The sequence below is a fragment of the Cohnella pontilimi genome (assembly GCF_005049045.1).
GTDB lineage: Bacteria > Bacillota > Bacilli > Paenibacillales > Paenibacillaceae > Cohnella > Cohnella pontilimi.
Genome location: NZ_SUPK01000003.1, coordinates 23796 through 40880, shown reverse-complemented (window position 1 = coordinate 40880; position 17085 = coordinate 23796). Strand labels below are relative to the sequence as shown.

Annotated in this window: 16 protein-coding genes; 4 read left to right on the top strand and 12 right to left on the bottom strand. The window is 51.8% G+C overall.

Annotated features, from left to right (window positions below; all coding sequences use genetic code 11):
* Positions 1–7: 7 nt before the first annotated feature.
* A complete protein-coding gene (locus E5161_RS07010; RefSeq protein WP_169306599.1) occupies positions 8–982 on the bottom strand; it encodes a YheC/YheD family endospore coat-associated protein in 975 nt (324 codons plus the stop codon).
* Positions 983–1230: 248 nt separating this feature from the next.
* On the opposite strand from E5161_RS07010, the gene E5161_RS07005 reads away from it, so the two are divergent.
* Together E5161_RS07005 and E5161_RS07000 are read left to right on the top strand one after the other, a co-directional pair.
* Positions 1231–3207 carry a S9 family peptidase gene (locus tag E5161_RS07005; RefSeq protein ID WP_136777014.1) on the top strand — a complete coding sequence of 659 codons (1977 nt, stop codon included), beginning with the start codon at positions 1231–1233 and terminating at the stop codon, positions 3205–3207.
* 95 nt (positions 3208–3302) lie between these two features.
* Positions 3303–3947 carry a hypothetical protein gene (locus E5161_RS07000; protein WP_136777013.1) on the top strand — a complete coding sequence of 215 codons (645 nt, stop codon included), beginning with the start codon at positions 3303–3305 and terminating at the stop codon, positions 3945–3947.
* A gap of 55 nt (positions 3948–4002) precedes the next feature.
* Here the strand turns inward: E5161_RS07000 and E5161_RS06995 are convergent, their stop codons facing one another.
* From E5161_RS06995 to E5161_RS06950, 9 genes are all read right to left on the bottom strand, one after another.
* A complete protein-coding gene (locus E5161_RS06995) occupies positions 4003–4776 on the bottom strand; it encodes a YheC/YheD family protein (RefSeq protein ID WP_136777012.1) in 774 nt (257 codons plus the stop codon).
* Positions 4777–4810: 34 nt separating this feature from the next.
* The gene (locus E5161_RS06990; protein ID WP_136777011.1) at positions 4811–5560 is read right to left on the bottom strand and encodes a YheC/YheD family protein; all 750 of its coding nucleotides are present in this window, start codon (positions 5558–5560) and stop codon (positions 4811–4813) included.
* 4 nt (positions 5561–5564) lie between these two features.
* Positions 5565–6257 (bottom strand): YheC/YheD family protein, encoded by a 693-nt coding sequence (locus E5161_RS06985; protein WP_169306598.1) that lies wholly within the window; start codon positions 6255–6257, stop codon positions 5565–5567.
* Between the two features lie 17 nt (positions 6258–6274).
* The gene (locus tag E5161_RS06980) at positions 6275–7441 is read right to left on the bottom strand and encodes a 2-aminoethylphosphonate aminotransferase (RefSeq protein WP_211246703.1); all 1167 of its coding nucleotides are present in this window, start codon (positions 7439–7441) and stop codon (positions 6275–6277) included.
* Entirely contained in the window at positions 7441–8601 is a 1161-nt protein-coding gene (aepY, locus tag E5161_RS06975; RefSeq protein ID WP_211246702.1) for a phosphonopyruvate decarboxylase, read from the bottom strand. Before aepY ends, E5161_RS06980 begins: the two co-directional genes overlap by 1 nt.
* Positions 8602–8614: 13 nt before the next feature.
* Positions 8615–9943 carry a YheC/YheD family endospore coat-associated protein gene (locus E5161_RS06970; protein WP_136777008.1) on the bottom strand — a complete coding sequence of 443 codons (1329 nt, stop codon included), beginning with the start codon at positions 9941–9943 and terminating at the stop codon, positions 8615–8617.
* 5 nt (positions 9944–9948) lie between these two features.
* Entirely contained in the window at positions 9949–11124 is a 1176-nt protein-coding gene (locus tag E5161_RS06965) for a KamA family radical SAM protein (protein ID WP_136777007.1), read from the bottom strand.
* Between the two features lie 117 nt (positions 11125–11241).
* A complete protein-coding gene (gene aepX, locus E5161_RS06960; RefSeq protein ID WP_425456461.1) occupies positions 11242–12147 on the bottom strand; it encodes a phosphoenolpyruvate mutase in 906 nt (301 codons plus the stop codon).
* Positions 12148–12751: 604 nt separating this feature from the next.
* Positions 12752–13231, bottom strand: coding sequence for a CcdC family protein (locus E5161_RS06950; protein WP_136777005.1), 480 nt, complete (start codon positions 13229–13231; stop codon positions 12752–12754).
* 206 nt (positions 13232–13437) lie between these two features.
* Between E5161_RS06950 and E5161_RS06945 the strand changes: the two genes are divergently transcribed.
* Positions 13438–14982, top strand: a complete 1545-nt coding sequence (locus E5161_RS06945) for a glycoside hydrolase family 26 protein (RefSeq protein WP_136777004.1) — start codon at positions 13438–13440, stop codon at positions 14980–14982.
* Positions 14983–15014: 32 nt separating this feature from the next.
* Here E5161_RS06945 and E5161_RS06940 read toward each other — a convergent pair whose 3' ends face one another.
* Positions 15015–15446 carry a MarR family winged helix-turn-helix transcriptional regulator gene (locus E5161_RS06940; protein WP_136777003.1) on the bottom strand — a complete coding sequence of 144 codons (432 nt, stop codon included), beginning with the start codon at positions 15444–15446 and terminating at the stop codon, positions 15015–15017.
* A gap of 122 nt (positions 15447–15568) precedes the next feature.
* Between E5161_RS06940 and E5161_RS06935 the strand changes: the two genes are divergently transcribed.
* Positions 15569–16156: an NAD(P)H-dependent oxidoreductase gene (locus E5161_RS06935; protein WP_136777002.1), complete on the top strand. Its 588-nt coding sequence runs from the start codon at positions 15569–15571 to the stop codon at positions 16154–16156.
* Positions 16157–16178: 22 nt separating this feature from the next.
* Here E5161_RS06935 and E5161_RS06930 read toward each other — a convergent pair whose 3' ends face one another.
* Complete coding sequence (locus E5161_RS06930; RefSeq protein ID WP_211246715.1) at positions 16179–17033, bottom strand: AraC family transcriptional regulator; 855 nt, start codon at positions 17031–17033, stop codon at positions 16179–16181.
* Positions 17034–17085 lie beyond the last annotated feature (52 nt).

The window sequence follows — 17085 nt, the reverse complement described above, 5'->3', positions numbered from 1 at the left end:
TGCCTCTTCACTTTTTCGCGAGGAACTTGGCATATTGAAGGGGGTTTAGATAGATTTTTTTGCGCGTATGCGAGCCATATGCTTTCCGGATGGAAACTTTGGCCGATTGGGCATTGCATTCAAACAGCCATATTTGACCGCGCTTATCCACGCCAAAATCAATGCCGAGCTCTCCGAACCCGCCATAACATTTTTCTACCGCTTGATGAACCAGGATGACGAACCCTTCGATTCTTTGTTTTAAATCGCGGATTTCTTTTTTCGTGTAGTGGGGAAACAACTCTTGCAGATGATCTTTCATTTTATATGCGGCGTTATGGGTCGTAATGGGGGAGCCTTTGCGGCCGACCCGCATGCAGATGCCTGAGATTTGCAGGGCTCCTTCGCCGTCCCTCTGTAATTCGGCGCGAAAATCCACCGCTTGCCGACGGCCGATTCGAACGACGTCGACCGCTTCCTGCACGAGAAGTTTCCGGCCGCCGAAGAAGTGCTTCATGTGCTGTTTGAGATCTTTAAAATGCCGAACCTTCTTTCTCACCAGCCGATCGATGACGGCGTAGCTGTAATGATAGCCGCTGCTCCGTTTCACCACACGCATGACCTTCGTGCCTTTGCGGCCGTAAATGGCTTTGATATACACTTTGCCCAGTTTGCGTACATATTGTCTTGCGTCCTGGAGATCACGAAGGGCGATCGTAAACGGCAAATAAGGGCGTATCCGCTCGTCTCGCTGCAGCTTTTCAAACAACTCGCTTTTGGAGAAACGAACCAATGCGTTGATTTTGGGGATTCCCATCCGGTCCATCCGGCGAGCGACACGCCGCACAGATGCGCTTGAACCTCCTCGTACGTAAAGCACGTCGGGCAGTCGGACCGTCTTTTTCTCCCAACGCCGTTGGCGGCTGTTGTAACGAATCCCGGTCATCGTTTTACGTTTAAAATCGACGCCTTCCGCGCCAAAAAAATAGAGTCTGGTATTCACGCGGTGACTGGCTCGCATCAATGTGATCATGCTTTTGGTTTTGATAAGCCGCCGACCAACGAGCATCCCGACGATCGGTCTCCTTGTACCGGAGGCTGCTGCCATAACGCTCACACCCCGCAATTCGACTGTATACCTCTAAAGGATGCTTTCTTGGCGTGACAAGTGTTGGCGGATGCGGAGTACTTCTAAAAAAACCGTCATATAGTTTAGAGGTGAATCAAAACGGACGGAAAGGAGTGAGGAGGATGTCGGTGAAAAGAGCGATCCGACCGGAGGATCTGTTCGAGCTCAAAGCGGTCAGCGACCCGCAAATATCGCCGGACGGTTCCACTATCGCATTCGTCGAGACGACGATGGACCGGGATACGAACCGATATGTCAGCCGAATTCGGATCCTATCCGCTTCAGGCGACGGCGAACCGAAACGGGCAACATCAGGTCCGGGTTTGGATTATGCGCCTCGTTGGTCGCCGGATGGAAGCTTTCTGGCGTTCCTGTCAACCCGGTCGGGTGAGCCGCAAATATGGATCATGCCGGCTTCCGGAGGCGACGCGGAACTGCTTTCCGATCTTCGCGACGTTGCAAGCGCACCGGTGTGGAGTCCTGACGGAAGATCCGTAGCGTGCATCGTGGAAGTCGGCTCCGATGAGAAGGATGTGCTGGTCATCGACCGGCTTCGATATAAACTCGACAGCGTCGGATTTCTGGTCGACCGGAATTGGCATGTATTCATCGTCCAAGCGCAAGGGCCGGGACGAGGCGAATACCGGCAAATGACGTTCGGACAAGATTATAATTTCTCTTCGCCCGCTTGGTCGCCGGACGGCCGGTTCTTAGCGGCAGCCGGCAACCGGCTGCCGGCGAGAACAGAAATTGATTTAATCAACGAAATTTGGGTGATTCCTGCGACAGGCGGGACGCCGCGGCGGCTCACCCGCAGCACGGGACCCGCTGACCATCCCTTATGGTCTCCCGACGGGAGGTTCGTTGCGTACCTCGGTCACAATCAGCGATCCGGGTATTATTCGAACCGCGGGATATGGATCGTGCCGGTCAGCGGCGGCGAGCCCATGGAATTGACAGCCGGGTTTCGATACCCGGTCGGCGATTATGCGATCAAAGATTTTCTCGGTTACGGGCAGCCCGCGGCGGTGCCGCATTGGTCGCGCGACGGCCGGCATCTGTATATGAGTGTGAGTGCTCACGGAGCCGTTCATCTTTGGCGGTTCTCCGTGTCGGACGGAAGGGCGGTCCCGCTGACTCGCGGAACGTACGTGATCTACAATTACAGCTTCAGTTCGGACGACGGACGCGTCGCTTTTGCGGTTACCGCTCCGACGCTGCCGAATGACATTTGGATCGGTGACATCCGCGGCGGCCGTATTCAGGAACGCCGGTTAACCCGGATCAATCAAGAGTGGTTGGATCGTACGGTGGCGGTGCAGCCGGTACGCTTCACGTTTCGTTCGCCGGGCGGGCCGCGGGAAGAAGGCTGGATCCATTATCCCCCTCAAATCCGGCCGACGGACAAAGTTCCGGCTGTGTTGGAAATTCACGGCGGCCCTACCGTCATGTACGGTTACGTCTTCTTTTTCGAGTTTCAGCTCCTGGCGACCAACGGGATCGCCGTGATCAGCAGTAACCCGAGAGGGAGTATGGGCTACGGCGAGGAATTTGCGGCCGCCATCGGGGGGGATTGGGGGAACCTCGACTATCGAGATCTCATGAGCGCAGTGGATGCGGCCGTGTCGCGCGGCATGCTGGACCCGGACCGTATTGGCGTCGCAGGCGGCAGTTACGGCGGGTACATGACGAATTGGATTGTGACGCAAAACCACCGGTTTAAGGCTGCGGTGTCGATGCGGGGCATCAGCAATTTGTACAGTTTCTTCGGCACGTCGGATGGGGGATATTTGCATGTGGATGACTTTGGAGCTCCCCCGTGGCAAATTCCACAAACCTATCTCCGGCAGTCTCCCATTACTTACGTGGCGAATGTACGAACGCCGCTGCTTCTGATTCATAGCGACCGCGATTTTCGAGTACCGATTGAGCAAGGCGAGCAGTTTTATACGGCACTCAAGTTTCTTGGACGGGATGTGCGGATGCTCCGTTTTCTTACGGAAACGCACGAGCTGTCGCGGGAAGGAAAACCGCGGCACCGGGTGATCCGCCTTGAGCAGATTTTGCATTGGTTTCAGCGGAGACTCAATCATTCATAGGCGAAAGTTGACGAATAATGGGTGCATGCCCGGTTCCGGCGAAATCTAGACGCATATCCTGCTACGAAGAGACTTCAGCAAGAGGAGAGACGTCTATGAATCATTCGCAAGCTTTGGATCCGGAGTTCGACCGGGTATATGATTTGCGGCCGCAGCCGGAATTGACGCAAGAGAACCGGGAAATCAGCGTGTTATTCGCGCAACTTCAAACGCTGCCGCTGGGCACGCCGGCGTTTCGCCAAGCGATGGCGAACGTGTATCAACATCTTCAAACCGCCTCCAGAGCGTTGGCGTTGGCGTGCGGAATCAGCTCCGAATTTCGCTATCTCCCCGATGTATGGGGATTGCCGGAGCTGAACATCTTTCACGGCCGGTTCCTCGTCCCGATGAGTTACCATCTGAATACAGCGCTCGGGGCCGCTGAGATATTGGCTGCAGGAAGAGGGAGGACACCGTATTTCCCGCTGATGGTCGGCTGCATGCTTGCCACTGTGCGGCTCTGGCAGAGGCTCCCCGAAGCGATTGACAATTTGCGCAGAGCGGCGGGGCCCCGGCATACGGCCACGGTGAACCTCACGGAGCAAACCTCGCGGACCATTGCGGTCGCCACACAGCAAGGGTTGATGGTTGCCCGATCGTCGGTATCGACGGCGCAATGGAACGTCTCCGTCAGGGCGTCGGAGCTGGCACACAGCGTTCGGGAGAAAGTTTCGCAGATGATGGCCGGAGAATCGTATTGATCACGATAAAGGTCGATAAATCAAGAAAACCGCCATTAAGGCGGCTTCTTGGCATTCAACGGGATTTTCTTTTGGCCAGTTTATACTCCGCGGCCAAGCGGTTCACTCTGCGATAGTACGTTTTATCCTCCAACCGGTCGAACAATTTATAAGACGGATAAGCAAGATTCGCCTCAATGACCCAGATGTTCCCGTCGCGGTCGATTCCTAGATCAAGACCCGCTTCGTGCGTTCGAATGCCTTTTTTAGCCGCATAGCGTACTAATTGGTAGCCGTAATCGATCAGCTTGCGCTTCACACGCCGGGTCTTGAGGGGGCCGTAGCCCAAAGAGCGGGCTAAAGCGTGCTCGATTGTCGCGGCATACCCTCCGCCCCGCCGGACATTGGTCACCACGCTGTCTTCTCCCGCAACCTTCACGATCATGCCGGCGTATCGCCAGACACGGTTGCGGTCCCGCATGACCTGGACGCGGATGGAAAACGGTCTTCCATCCATTGTAGCCAAGTCGATCGTCTTCTGGATGAGAACCGATCGTGCGGATCGCCCGTCTTTGACCTTCTCATATAATTCATCGATCGAGCGAACGTCCACCGGTGCGCCTTTCACGCGGACGTAACGATACCCGGTTTCCGTTTTCCAAGCCTTAATGATTCCTGAGCCGGTATGCTCGTGTCTTCCTTTGATGTACACGGATTTATATTTGTGCAGGAATTTCGAAAGCGAATGCGGGGTCAGGATCGCCATTGGCGGCAAAAGCTTACGGAGCTCGGGATGGCGGGAGTACAATTCCTGTATCTCCCACTTGGAAGGATCCCATTTGGAGGCCATGTCACCATTCCTTTAAGTTGAGCATAAGGCTCGGTTATTTGGCGATTTTTCTCAGCTTTTTCACTTTTCGATACAGGCTTAAATCCGGAAGCTTGCCGAAATTCCCTTCGATCGCCGGTTCGATGTTGACTTCGAAGATCCATATTCTTTTCTTCCGGTCAACTCCGATATCTACGGCATATTCTTTGAGGTTCGGGTACATTTGGCTGACTCTGCTTACTGTTTTAACCACGCATTTTTCCAATCGGCGCTTCATATCGGATATTTCCTTGCGGGAGTAATTCAAATGCCGGGAGAAGAGGGTATCGAGATACGTCGGGGTGCCTCCGTAATGAGAGGTCGTCACGACGCTTCCTTTCTCCCCAAGGCGCCCGCACATGCCGACGGCCTTCCATTTCCCGTCTATTCTTAGAGCGTGGCATCGGAGATCGAAATGTCGGCCGTCCTTCGTCACGCTGTCCACAGCTTTCTGGATCACATAACGGTCGTCTCCCGTCAAAGACCGCACTTTTCTCCATAAGTCATCCGCATGGACGTATTCCGTATGGGTTCCCCGACGGATTTTAAAACGTTGTCCGCTGTCCCTTTCAATCCGATACACGCCTCTGGATTTTCGTCCCCGGTCCGGTTTGAGATAGAGATTGTCGTATTTTTTGATCATCCGCCGAAAGGCGCTTTCCCTAAATAACTCCGTAGGGGGAATATATTCCGACAGCCCGGGCGTGTAAGTGAGCTGATAGGCCACCGCGAGTTTACTTTTCACATGATGTTGCTCTAACGCCATCCCATCACCCGCTGCGCATTAGTTTTCTGGCTTTGAGATACTTGCTGTACAGCGAACGGTCAACGTTCTCCAATCCTGCGTTATCCGGCATCGTATTGGCTTCGATAAACCATACTTTGCCATTCTTATCAACCGCCAAGTCCAAGCCCAAAATTTTAAAAGAATAGCGGGAGTTCAAGATTTGGGCGGTTTGGTGCGAAATATCCATCAAGTCCCTCATAATATTCGAGCTGCTCAAGGATTGGTCGAGTCCTCTAAGCACCTTATAAACGTTGTGGTCCTTCGCTCCCTTGGCGACATTTGTAACGAGAGAGGAGGGGCGGGGAGCTACTTTGGCGGACATGAGCGTTGCCCGCCAGTAGCCCAGCGGTTTCTGCAGCACGACCCTTACGTCGAATGGGCAGCGGTGATAAGTCGCCAAATCAATTCCTTGCTGCACGATGTATTTCTTTTTGGGATTAAGGAGCAGTTTCACTTGCTTATAGACTTTGTCCGGTGCGAACAGGCTCGAAGTTTGTTTCGAAGAGATTTCCCATTGTTTGGCGCTCAGCTTTTTGACCCGGATAATGCCGCCGCCTTGTCTCCCCACATCCGGCTTGATATAGACGGAGTCATATCGCCGCATCATTTTGTCGAGGCTGTCATAACCAAACCAATCGGTATCCGGCACATAGCGCTTCATGAAGGGGTCGTTCATGAGGGGGAGCGCCTTTTTCATTTTGCTTCTGATGACCGTGTGTTCGATGCGATCACCCCCTTCAGGGCACCCGGTATAAATCCGATTTGCCGGAGATAGGCTTCCAGCAGGTTCAAAAAGGACTGCATATCGTCGCTCGTGATATCGCCGATATTCGCGATTCGGAAAGTACGGAATTGATCGAGCTTGCCGGGGTATATGGTGAAGCCTCGGCTATGCAAGTAATCATGCATCTCTTGAAAGCTGTACCCTGGCGCCTCCGGTTCGAAGATCGACGTGACCAGTTTGGAATGGAGCCGGTCACTGCCGATATAGGGCAAGCCCAGCCGCGTAATGCCGTCGATTAACGTCTGCCACGATTTCTGATAGCGCAAATACCTTTGCTCGATCCCTTCCCGCTTAAGCTCGTCGATGGCCTGCCTCAGTGCATACAGAGCTTGAACGGGCGGGGTGAACCGGCTTTGGCGCGTTTCAAGGAAAAAGCGGTACTGGTCGTATAAATTTAAATAGTAATTTCGAGGTTTATGCTGCCGTTTGTTCTCTAAAAGCTCCGTTTCCGCGACAACGATCGAGAGACCGGGTATCCCTTGAACATTTTTGTTCGAGCTGGCGGCGAGGTATTGGATGCCCATTTGGCGCATGTCGATCGGGATGGCCGCAAAAGAGCTGATCGCATCGACGATCAGACAGACGGATTCCCTTCGGCACAACTCGCCGATCGCGGCAATGTCGTTCAATAGTCCGGTCGTCGTCTCGTGATGGACGACAGCCAGATGAGTGATTTTGCGCCGGCTGCTTCTAAGCGTCGATTCAAGCGCGGTCAAGTCGAGCGCGACATGCGGGGGGCTGTGGAAAACGATGGAGTCCAGGTCATAGGCTTCGGCCATTTCGCACATCCGCCGGCCGTACGCGCCGTTGTTCACGATGAGAAGAAGATCGCCGGCGTGGACGACGGAGCTTAAGATCGATTCGACCGCCGACGTGCCGGAACCTCCGAACACAACAGCCGAATAGCTGCCCGAATCTGCGACGATGTGCGTCAGATCCGTACAAACCGATTCCATCAGCCGGCCGAATTCTTGCTCTCTCGGGCAAATATCCGGCACGACTTGGGCGAGCTTGACGGAGTCGGTTGTGGTCGCGGGTCCGGGAGTGAGCAAAATGTTCCTCCGCACAGTCAGCATCAGCTTTCCGCTCCTTCAGCTTCGAGGTGGCCGCGGTTCAAGAACGAAGCAAGCCGTTCTTTGACCTCGTGCGGTTTAACCGCCGGGCGGCGCGGCGGATCTTCGTTGCGCGTGGAAATTTGGAGATGGGCAAAGGTTAATCCCTTCTTGTTTTTCCATTTCTGCAGGCACGCGTCCAGGTCATCCAAGCTGCGGAGATAAAGGGAATTCGCATAGCCGCAAGCGGAAGCCATATCGACAAAGCTCACGTTGTGGGAGACCGTTTGCTGTCCGCCTGTAGAGTCATGCGCGTTGTTATCCAGCAAAATGTGAATCATGTTCGGCGGATGGTAGTACCCGATCGTGGCCAGATTCCCCATCCGCATGAGCAGCGAACCGTCTCCGTCAATGACGACAATATCGAAATCCGGTTTGCTGAGCGCAAGCCCAAGGCCGAGGGAACTGACGCACCCCATGGATCCCACCATATAGAGGTTGTTGGAGGCATCTTCAATTTCGTACAGCTGCCGGCCTGTCAATCCGGTTGTCGCGAGTTGAATCGTTTTGCCGTCTTTCCATCCGTTGATGATTCTTAACGCTTCCTGGCGGGCAGGGAACTCATTCTCCGCTTTCGAGGCATGCGAGATTCTCGGATAATTGAAGGGGCGCAATTGTTTTTGGAGCGGCTCCTGCTCGAACGTTCCTTTTCTCACCACGAAGAAAAAGGGATTGTCTTTCTCGATATACCGCATGGCCAGCAAGAGCTGTCTTTTGGCCGTGCGCATATCGGTGGACAAGTACATCCATTTGACTTGCATGGAATCCAGTATTTTGGTCGTGATTTGTCCCATTAGCTCATGCTGCGGCTCATCCGGGTAACCCGGCTGCCCTCGCCAGCTTACGAACCCGAGAACGGGGATCCGAAACGGATAATTGAGGGAGACCAAAGGCGAAACCGCATTGGACAGCCCCGAATTTTGCATGAGAACAACCGGTTTCTTGCCCCCGAGATAAGCCCCCGAAGCGATGGCGACCGCGTCCCCCTCGTTCGCCGCCCCGACGTATTCGCATTCGTTAATTGCGTAATTGATCAAGTTTTTCAAAAAGGAGCACGGAACGCCGGTGTAAAAGTCGAAGCCCAGCCTTTTCATTTCGTTCCCAAAGCTTCTGGTATTGATCATGTTTCGCACCGTCCTAGAGCAGCCAGTTGCCTAACGGGTTGCTTGGGTTATTCAGGTTGCCCGGGTTGATGAGACTGCCGGGATTGGCGGCGGTGCTTCGGTTATTGTAGCTGCTTCGGTTACTGTACGTGCTTTTATTCAAGCGACTTCTGTTCGCGTAGCTGCTTCTGCTGCCGGGATTGCCGCTGCGGCCGCCCCGTGCTCCTTGGCTCCTCGGTACACTTGGCGGGTTCGCGCTTCGGCCGGCGATCCTTTTCGCATACAACAGCGGATTGAGGAACACGCGGTTGGATTTATTTCCATAGGCTTTGGCGATGGAAACCTTGGCCGACTGGGCATTGCATTCGATCAGCCACAGCTTGCCTTTGGTATCGAGCGCGAAGTCGATGCCGATTTCTCCGAATCTCCCGTAGTTTTTTTCCACCGCCAAGTAAACCTGACGCAGAAAATCATCGATTTTATTTTTCAAACGTCGTATTTGTTTAGAGGTGTAACGGGGATACAGCTTGTAAAGATAATCCTCGTAACGATATGCGGTGGAATGGGTGGTAATGGGGGAGTACTTTTTGCCGACCCGCGCGCATACCCCCACAATATCGATTTCGTTATTTTTGTCTCTTTGCACTTCCGCACGAAAATCGACGAGACGACTATTATTGACCCTTACAAGCTCGATCGCCTTCTGTACAATAAGCGTTCGATCTCCGAAAAAGGATCGGACGGCCCTCAGCAGGCCATCCATACTGTGCGTCTTTCTGCGGACCAGTTTGTCGATGATCGAGTAGCTGTACAGGTATCCGGATTTGGAGGGCAGCGTATCCACGCGCATCACTTGAAGGCCTTTTCTCCCGCGAACTGCCTTCACGTACACCTTCCGCAGCTTCAGAACCGTACTTCTCACATCGCTCATTGTTTTGACAGGTATGGTTTGAGGCAGGTGAGCGCGCAAGTATTTATCTTTGCTTAAATAATTGTAGAGTTCGCCTTTATTGAAGGCGTGGATTGGATTTATTCGTTTGATGCCCAGATCGTCGAATTTTTTCAACAGCTCGTCGGTTCCGCTTCCGCCTCCGCGGACATAAATCACATCCGGAAACGGGAACCGGTTCCTCTTCCACTTACGGTCCGCTTCGTCGAAGTAAGCTCCTGAAATTTGCCGGCCCGTGAAGTCTACGTCTTTGGACGTGAAAAAGGTGAGCGTCGTCCTGGCTTCCTTGTTCGCTTCGACCAGTTTCTGAATCCGTTCGTGATCGCGGATTTCGCTGATCGACATGGAGCCGCTGCCCAGATACACGCCCACGATCGGGCGAGCGGTGATAGATGACCCGTTGGTTAGGTACATTCGCGTCACCTCGATCGATCGTTATTTTTTTTCAGGGGCATATCCGGCATTTCGTTCACGGAGATGATTTCGTTCGTTTTTTTGGCCGGTTTGGTCCAATATTGCTCGTTGCCGGGCAAATCGTCGAACCAGGCGGCATCCGAGGGACAATCCAGAACCATCAGCTTTCCATAATTGCGGTCACGGGATTGATGATATTTGAGATAGGCCTTGCCGCCATCAATGGCCAGAATCTCAATCTTCCCCGAAGTATGACTCATGCACAGCTTGATCCGTTTGCCTAATCCGGACGTTCTGGATTTCGCCTCTTCCACGATGCGGTACACTTCTTCGAGCGTTAAAACAAATCCCCGGTTGCCCGCGACAGGCCTGTTGACGAAAAAGTAATAGGGGGTGACGCCCGCCCAGGAAAGCCGGTCCAGCAATTCCCCCAGCACGGCGGGATCGTCGTTGATTCCTTTGAGCACCGGAGTCTGATTCACCACGATCGCTCCGGCGTCGTAAAGCGCCTTGAAGCATTTCCTCGCTTCCGGCGTGATCTCTCTCGGATGGTTCACATGCGCCATGACATAGATCCGTTTTTCCTCCGTGGAGTACGTCCGGATCGTATCGAGCAGTTCCTCGTCTTCGTAGATCCGCATCGGGTTGAAAAGGGGCATTTTGGAGCCGATCCGGATGATTTTCACGTGTTCGATCGACCGCAAGGCTTCCAAAATGCCGCGGATCTTGGGAGTCGCCAAAATGAGAGGATCGCCGCCGGTCAGCAAAACATTGTTGATTTGAGGTGTCTGCGCAATATAGTCGAGTCCGGCTTGAATGTCCGGCATCGCCTCTTTCACGTCGGTCCGGAACAGCCGCTTGCGAAAGCAGAATCGGCAATAGGCGCCGCATACTTCCGAAACGAGCAACAAGGCGGTTGTATCATACTTGTGCTGGCAGCCTTTGACCACGTAGTTCGTGTCTTCGTCCGAAGCGTCCCAACGGCCGTATTCCTGAAGTTCATTGGCGTTCGGAATGACCAGTCTGCGGATGGGATCATCGGGGTCCGACCAGTCGATCAAATTGAGATAGTAATCATTGAGCCGAAAAACGAATTTTTCCGTTACCTTCTTTAATGCTGCCCTCTCACCGTCACTTAGCCCGGGTAACTCGTCCAGATCGGTGAAGTATTTTACAGGCATGTAATGGAATTCTCCTCTCCTGCAAGGAAACTTGAGTTTGCTCTCAATTAATGCAAGCAAGGACAGTCATGTGTTAGTCATTGGTGGAAAAGCCAAGAATCCGCAATCCGAACACCGTCATTCGTCCTCTTCCGGTGCAGCCGCGGCGGTTAAATACCGGTCTTCAGCCGCCTGAAGCTCTTCTGCATCCTGCAAACGAAAAATTTCTTCGAGAGGGGAGACGTTGTTTTCGATTTGGACAAGACTTCGCTCACGGAATAATTGCTGCGTGATGTTTTGCATGGCCTGAACCGACGCTCTTAAATTGTGATTGGCCCAAATCACGAGATTAACGCCCAGCTCGTAGAAGCGGTGCGTAGGGGTTCGGTAATATTTCGTAGGCACGATGACGACCGGCAGTCTGCCGCTCCATTCCCGCATGAACGCTTCAATTTCGGCAATGTCCGATCTTTTGCTGTGCGCAAGAATGGCGTCGGCGCCGGCTTGACGGTAAGCCTCCGCTCTTCTCAGCATTTCATCCATTCCGTGCCCCGCGATCAAAGCCTCCACTCTCGCGACAACGACAAAATCCTCATTCGTCTGGGTATCCTTCATCGCTTTGATTTTGCCGCAAAATTCATCAATGGGGGCTAAGGGCTGGGCATCTCCTTTGATGAAGGAGTTCGTCTTCGGAAACAGCTTATCCTCAATGCAAACTCCCGCAATATGCCGCTGCTCCAGCTTTTTCACCAATCGTCTTGCGTTGTTGAAATTTCCGTAGCCTGTATCGCCGTCAAGCAAAATCGGGATCGTCGTCGCATCGCTCATGAACTCCAGTACCTCGAGCACCTGCGTCCAAGAAGCCTCGTTGTTGTCCCTTACGCCCATCGAAGCGGAAATCGACAGGCCGCTGGCCCAAATGCCTTTAAATCCGGTTTCCTCCACGATTTTTGCGGACAACCCATTATGGGCTTCCATGATGAAATCCGGGTTTTGCGACTGAATCATTCGTTTTAGTTGTGTGGATTTATTCAATAAGTTCATTCCTTTCCTCGAGCGTGCCTCGAACCGTTTTGGTTCATTTTTTAGAGATATGTAACGGTCTGTCTCCTTGCATGGTGTTTCGTCCAAATGTTTAAATTTTCGATATCCCCGCAACGACAACAGGCACCCGAAAATCGGATGCCTGTCTTTTTTTATTATCGTTTTTTGTTCCTTTTGATGTGTGCCGGATGTTCTGTCGGAGGAGGGCAAACTTCCTCTCTGACGTGGAACGAAAATTTGTGAGTGTGAACGGGTACAAAATGATGCCGGAGAACGATCTCGACCGGATGAATCACTTCAACCAATTGCTCATGAAATTGATCTTGGAAAATCACTTTCGGTTTGCCTACAACCTTAGCCGTCGGAGGGCAATGGCGATGAGAGTGACCAGACATAAATGCTTTCACCTCTTTTCTTGCACATAATCCGCTGACGTTATTTGTCCTGCCTCTGCGGTTTCGCGCCCACCTCCATATTAATGGCAGGTTGTGATGTCTTTTCATCACATTCATAAAGTATGGCATGGCCAAATTTATTGTCCGTTCATCTGTACATCTAAAATAAAAAACGGCAGCCACACATCAAAGTGGTTGCCGTACCGTTCCTATTCGTGTACTCCGTTCAACTGGTTCAACACGCGCCGAAATTTGACGAACGAAACAATTCTCCATGGAATGATATAGCCGAACGCTACCATCATGAATAATGCCATCATGCCTTCGGGATCGATGTCGGTAAGCTCCCGGCGAAGTGTAAAGCGAACGATCAAAATGCCGATGAAAGCTGCGATAAATCCCCAGTTTTTCTTCGCGTAAATCAGCTTGTCTTCTCTCACTTCGTAATCGGTCGTCCAAATCAGCGGAATCGAGAACACGATGCCGAGGCCTAATGCTGCGCCAAAAGCCCAAGCCGGTTCATGCACGTTCGGGTTCAGCAGAAGCGACATACCGGGAAGCATGAATAACATTGGAATCAACAGCCGGATTCCGCTGCCGCGTATCGGACGATACATGCTTCTCGTTCTTCTCCATAATACTAAAGCTGCAATAGCAGCGATCATCACATAAATACCGGTTCCGTTCATTCAGTCGGCCACCTCGTTGAATTGGATATTTTTATCTTAATGGAGGAGACAGTCTTTGAATAGTGACAAACGTCATTTGATCGAGATGTAGAGAGTCATAGGATGCAACCATCTATTTGTTAGAATCGTTATGACCTATGGGTAACTTCAAAACGAAGCGTTCTTAAACGGAGCCGGACACGAGGAGAAAGAGGTAGAATTCAGCCATGAAAAAGAGACTCTATTCCATTTTCACCGTCGCACTTTGTGCCATAGCCATTTTCTCAACATCTGCTATAGATTCAAAAGTAACGGCAAAAGCAGATCCCGACAAAGAAGCGAAAACCCTGATCAGCCGCATGAACAAGGCCGTTAACGAGAAAGCTTGGAACATAGCGGCCGGATATGCCAAACAAATCGCGGTCCATTACGACAATCGTAAAATCTATGACCAGGCAGCCCAATATTACGATCTGAACGCCCGATACTGGGAAAAGTACGGGAAGCCGGAGTGGGGCATCTACAACACGATCCGAGCGGACCACATTCGTACGGTCGTTCAAACGTACGCGGAGGTACCGATTACACAAAATCGTGCGTTGGAGAAATTCGAGCCTGTTGCCGGCGCTTATGTCGGATTGTATCCGGCGGGCAAGACGTTCTCCGGCAGCCCGAGTAAATCGGAGGAAGCGTTCGGCAAGAAGCATGCGATTTACTTGACGTATACGCACTTCAATCGGTTATATGAAGGCGGACACGCTTTTCCGGTGAAATACGCAGAAGAAGTTAAGCAGCTCGGCGGTGCTTTGCAGATCGGGTGGGAGCCGCACAAGGGCCTGGACGAAGTGAAGGACGACGAGTATATGCGCCAATTCGCGCGCGAAGCCAATGCGGCCGGCATACCTGTCTTTCTCCGTTTCGCTTGCGAAATGAACGGCGATTGGACGCCATGGCATGGAGATCCGAAAAAGTATGTCGAGAAGTGGCGGCTCGTCCATGACATCATGGCCGAAGAGGCGCCGAATGTGGCGATGGTATGGGCACCGAACTTCCTGCCACGCGACAACATCGATCCCTACTATCCGGGCGACGAATACGTGGACTGGGTCGGCTTCTCTCTCTACACGATTCCGTACTCCCGCGGAGCGCTTAAGCTCGGGGGGAACCCGATCGACTATTTGCGTCCACTGTACGAGAAATACTCCAAGAAGCCCATGATGGTATCCGAAGGCGCGGTTTCCTTCCACAGCTATCAGCTCGGCCAGGATTTTACGCCTTGGGGCGTGTGGCAGCTCGCGAACATGTACGCCTACATGCCTCGACTGTATCCCCGGCTGAAGGCGATCACGTACTTCGACCTGGACAAGCGGACGACCAACTACGACAACCAGAATAACAACTACGACCTTCATGACAGCCCGCCCATGCTGGAGGCGTACAAGAAATTCACCTCGATGCCGTACTTCCTTACGAAGGTGGAAACTGGGGCGATGCCGGACAACCCGGTGACGTACAAACCCATATCCGAAGCACAGAATTTGAGCGGCAAGGTGAATGTATTTACATATGTGAAGCTGCCGCTAGGGGAGCAACCGTATGCAGTTCACCTGTACTCTGGTTCGAAGCTGCTCCTAAAGCGGGCATACGCGCCGCCGTTTGAAATGAAAGTGGATTTTGACGCGCTGCCGGCTTCGGGCAAGCTTACGGTGAAAGTGTTGGACAAGCAGTTCCGCATTCTCGTGACGAAGGAATTTCCTTATAAGAAGGCATGAATGCTAATGGCTGCTTCGGCAGCCTTTTTATTTTATGAATAAAATGCTTTCGCATGGAGCACATCTAACGCGTGCTCTATTTCTTTCAGGTCTTCCTCGGAGGCGTGCTTAATCCGTTCCAGGAAACGGGCTTCTACCGATTCAAAGACCTTGTTCATCATGGCTTCCCCTTTTTTAGAAAGGCGGATATATTGCTTTCGTCTATCTTCGGATGCGGCAAATTTTTCACACAAATTTTTCTCGGCGAGTTTTTTCAATTCACGACTGGCATTCGGCATGGACAAATGTTGACAATCACTGATCTCACTAAGCGTCACAGGCTGACTGACCGCTATGTATTCAAGAATGTCGTATTGAACGGGGGTAATCTCGCCGGTTCTCACATCTTTGGTCATTTCATGCTTTACCCGATGGACCGCAGTAGTAAAGGCTACGAACTTTTGAAACAGTTTTTTTGTGTCCATAAATACCACCTCTTACTTGTAACCGTACCAAAATAGTTATCATAAAACAATTATCATTTGACAACAAAATGAATATGGTGTTACGATTTATTTATCAAATGATAACTAAAGAGGTGTGTGTCATGAACACGCTCGTTATTTATGCTCATCCTAATCATCAGAGTTTAAGTTATTCATTTTTACAAAATGTCATCCGGGGATTGAGTGAGAATCCTCAAGTGAAGGAAATAAAAGTGCTGGATCTATACGAAGAGAAGTTTAATCCGGTTCTTGTGTTCAATGAGAACAAACGAAGAAGGGATATGCATGCCGATCCCGAGCTTGAAAAGTATCGAGAATTTATCCGCTGGGCAGATAAAATTGTTTTTGTCTATCCGATCTGGTGGGGACGCCCGCCTGCGATACTCTTGGGATTTATTGACCGGGTGTTTGCTTCAAACTTCGCCTACAGGAGCAAAGGCGGGCTTCTGCCGGAAGGACTCTTGAAGGGAAAGACCGTGGATTGTGTTTCGACGATGAGGGGTCCCGCGCATTACCCTCTGTTCTGGCTGAATAACGCACACAAAGTTTTAATGAAGAGAGCTATTTTTCATTATGTTGGCATCAAGAAGGTGAAGTTTTTTGAATTCGGCAATATGGAAAGCCCGAAAGGACGCCATGATAAGAAATTAAATAAAATCTATTGTTATTTTCGAACAGTAGCGCAATGACCTCATGGGAGCAACTGAACGGCTAGGATTCAGCTTGTTTCACAATCGGAATCCAAACCTCACAGGTGTAATCTTCTGCCTTTGAATCTCCCGGGAGATAGACCTCGATCTCGGGCCCTCCTGAATGCTCATACCCCGTTGCCGGAAACCACTCCTGGAAAATGCGTCGGATCACACTTTGTATGGCCTCCGGAAGCGGACCGACGGACGTAAAAATCGCCCAGGTACAAGCCGGAATCGTTCGCAAGGTTAATCCTTCCATGAGGGCCGTTCCGGCTGCCTCCCTGGCAATCATATAAGTAAAATCCTCCCGCACATCCATCGTAATCCCCATCAAGCCTGGATACGGCTCTGCAGCCACAAGCTTACGGAGCGTTCCGTCCCGCTCACAGTCGCTCCAAAAGCTTTGCCTCGAATAGCTTTCATCCCCGCAAATTAATTTTACGGATTTTCCGAGGACCTCGAATGCCGGTTTATCTTCGATCCTGTAGATGAATTCTTGATCTCCCGTCAATACAAGCTGAAATGAAATGCGCGGAAAAGCCTTCAGGAAAGCTCCCGGATGCCTGGCTTGCGACGGAGTGATTCCGTGAAGCTTGCGGAAGGCTTTGGAGAAAGCTTCCGGCGATTCGTATCCGTATTTCAGGGCGACATCGATCACCTTGGCGGAGGATGTCGCCAACTCGTTCGCCGCCAGCGTCAATTTGCGTTTGCGGGTATATTCGGCGACCGTTACTCCCGTCAACATATGGAACATGCGTTGAAAGTGAAACGGAGATGAATAGGCGGCCTTGGCGATCTCTTCGACATCCAACGGCTGGTCCATATTCCGCTCCATGAACTCCAACGCATTCCTCATCCGTTCCAACCCGTCCAATTCTCTCGCCCCCGCCTGATCTCGTTTCATTTCTACTATTTTATGCCATTTC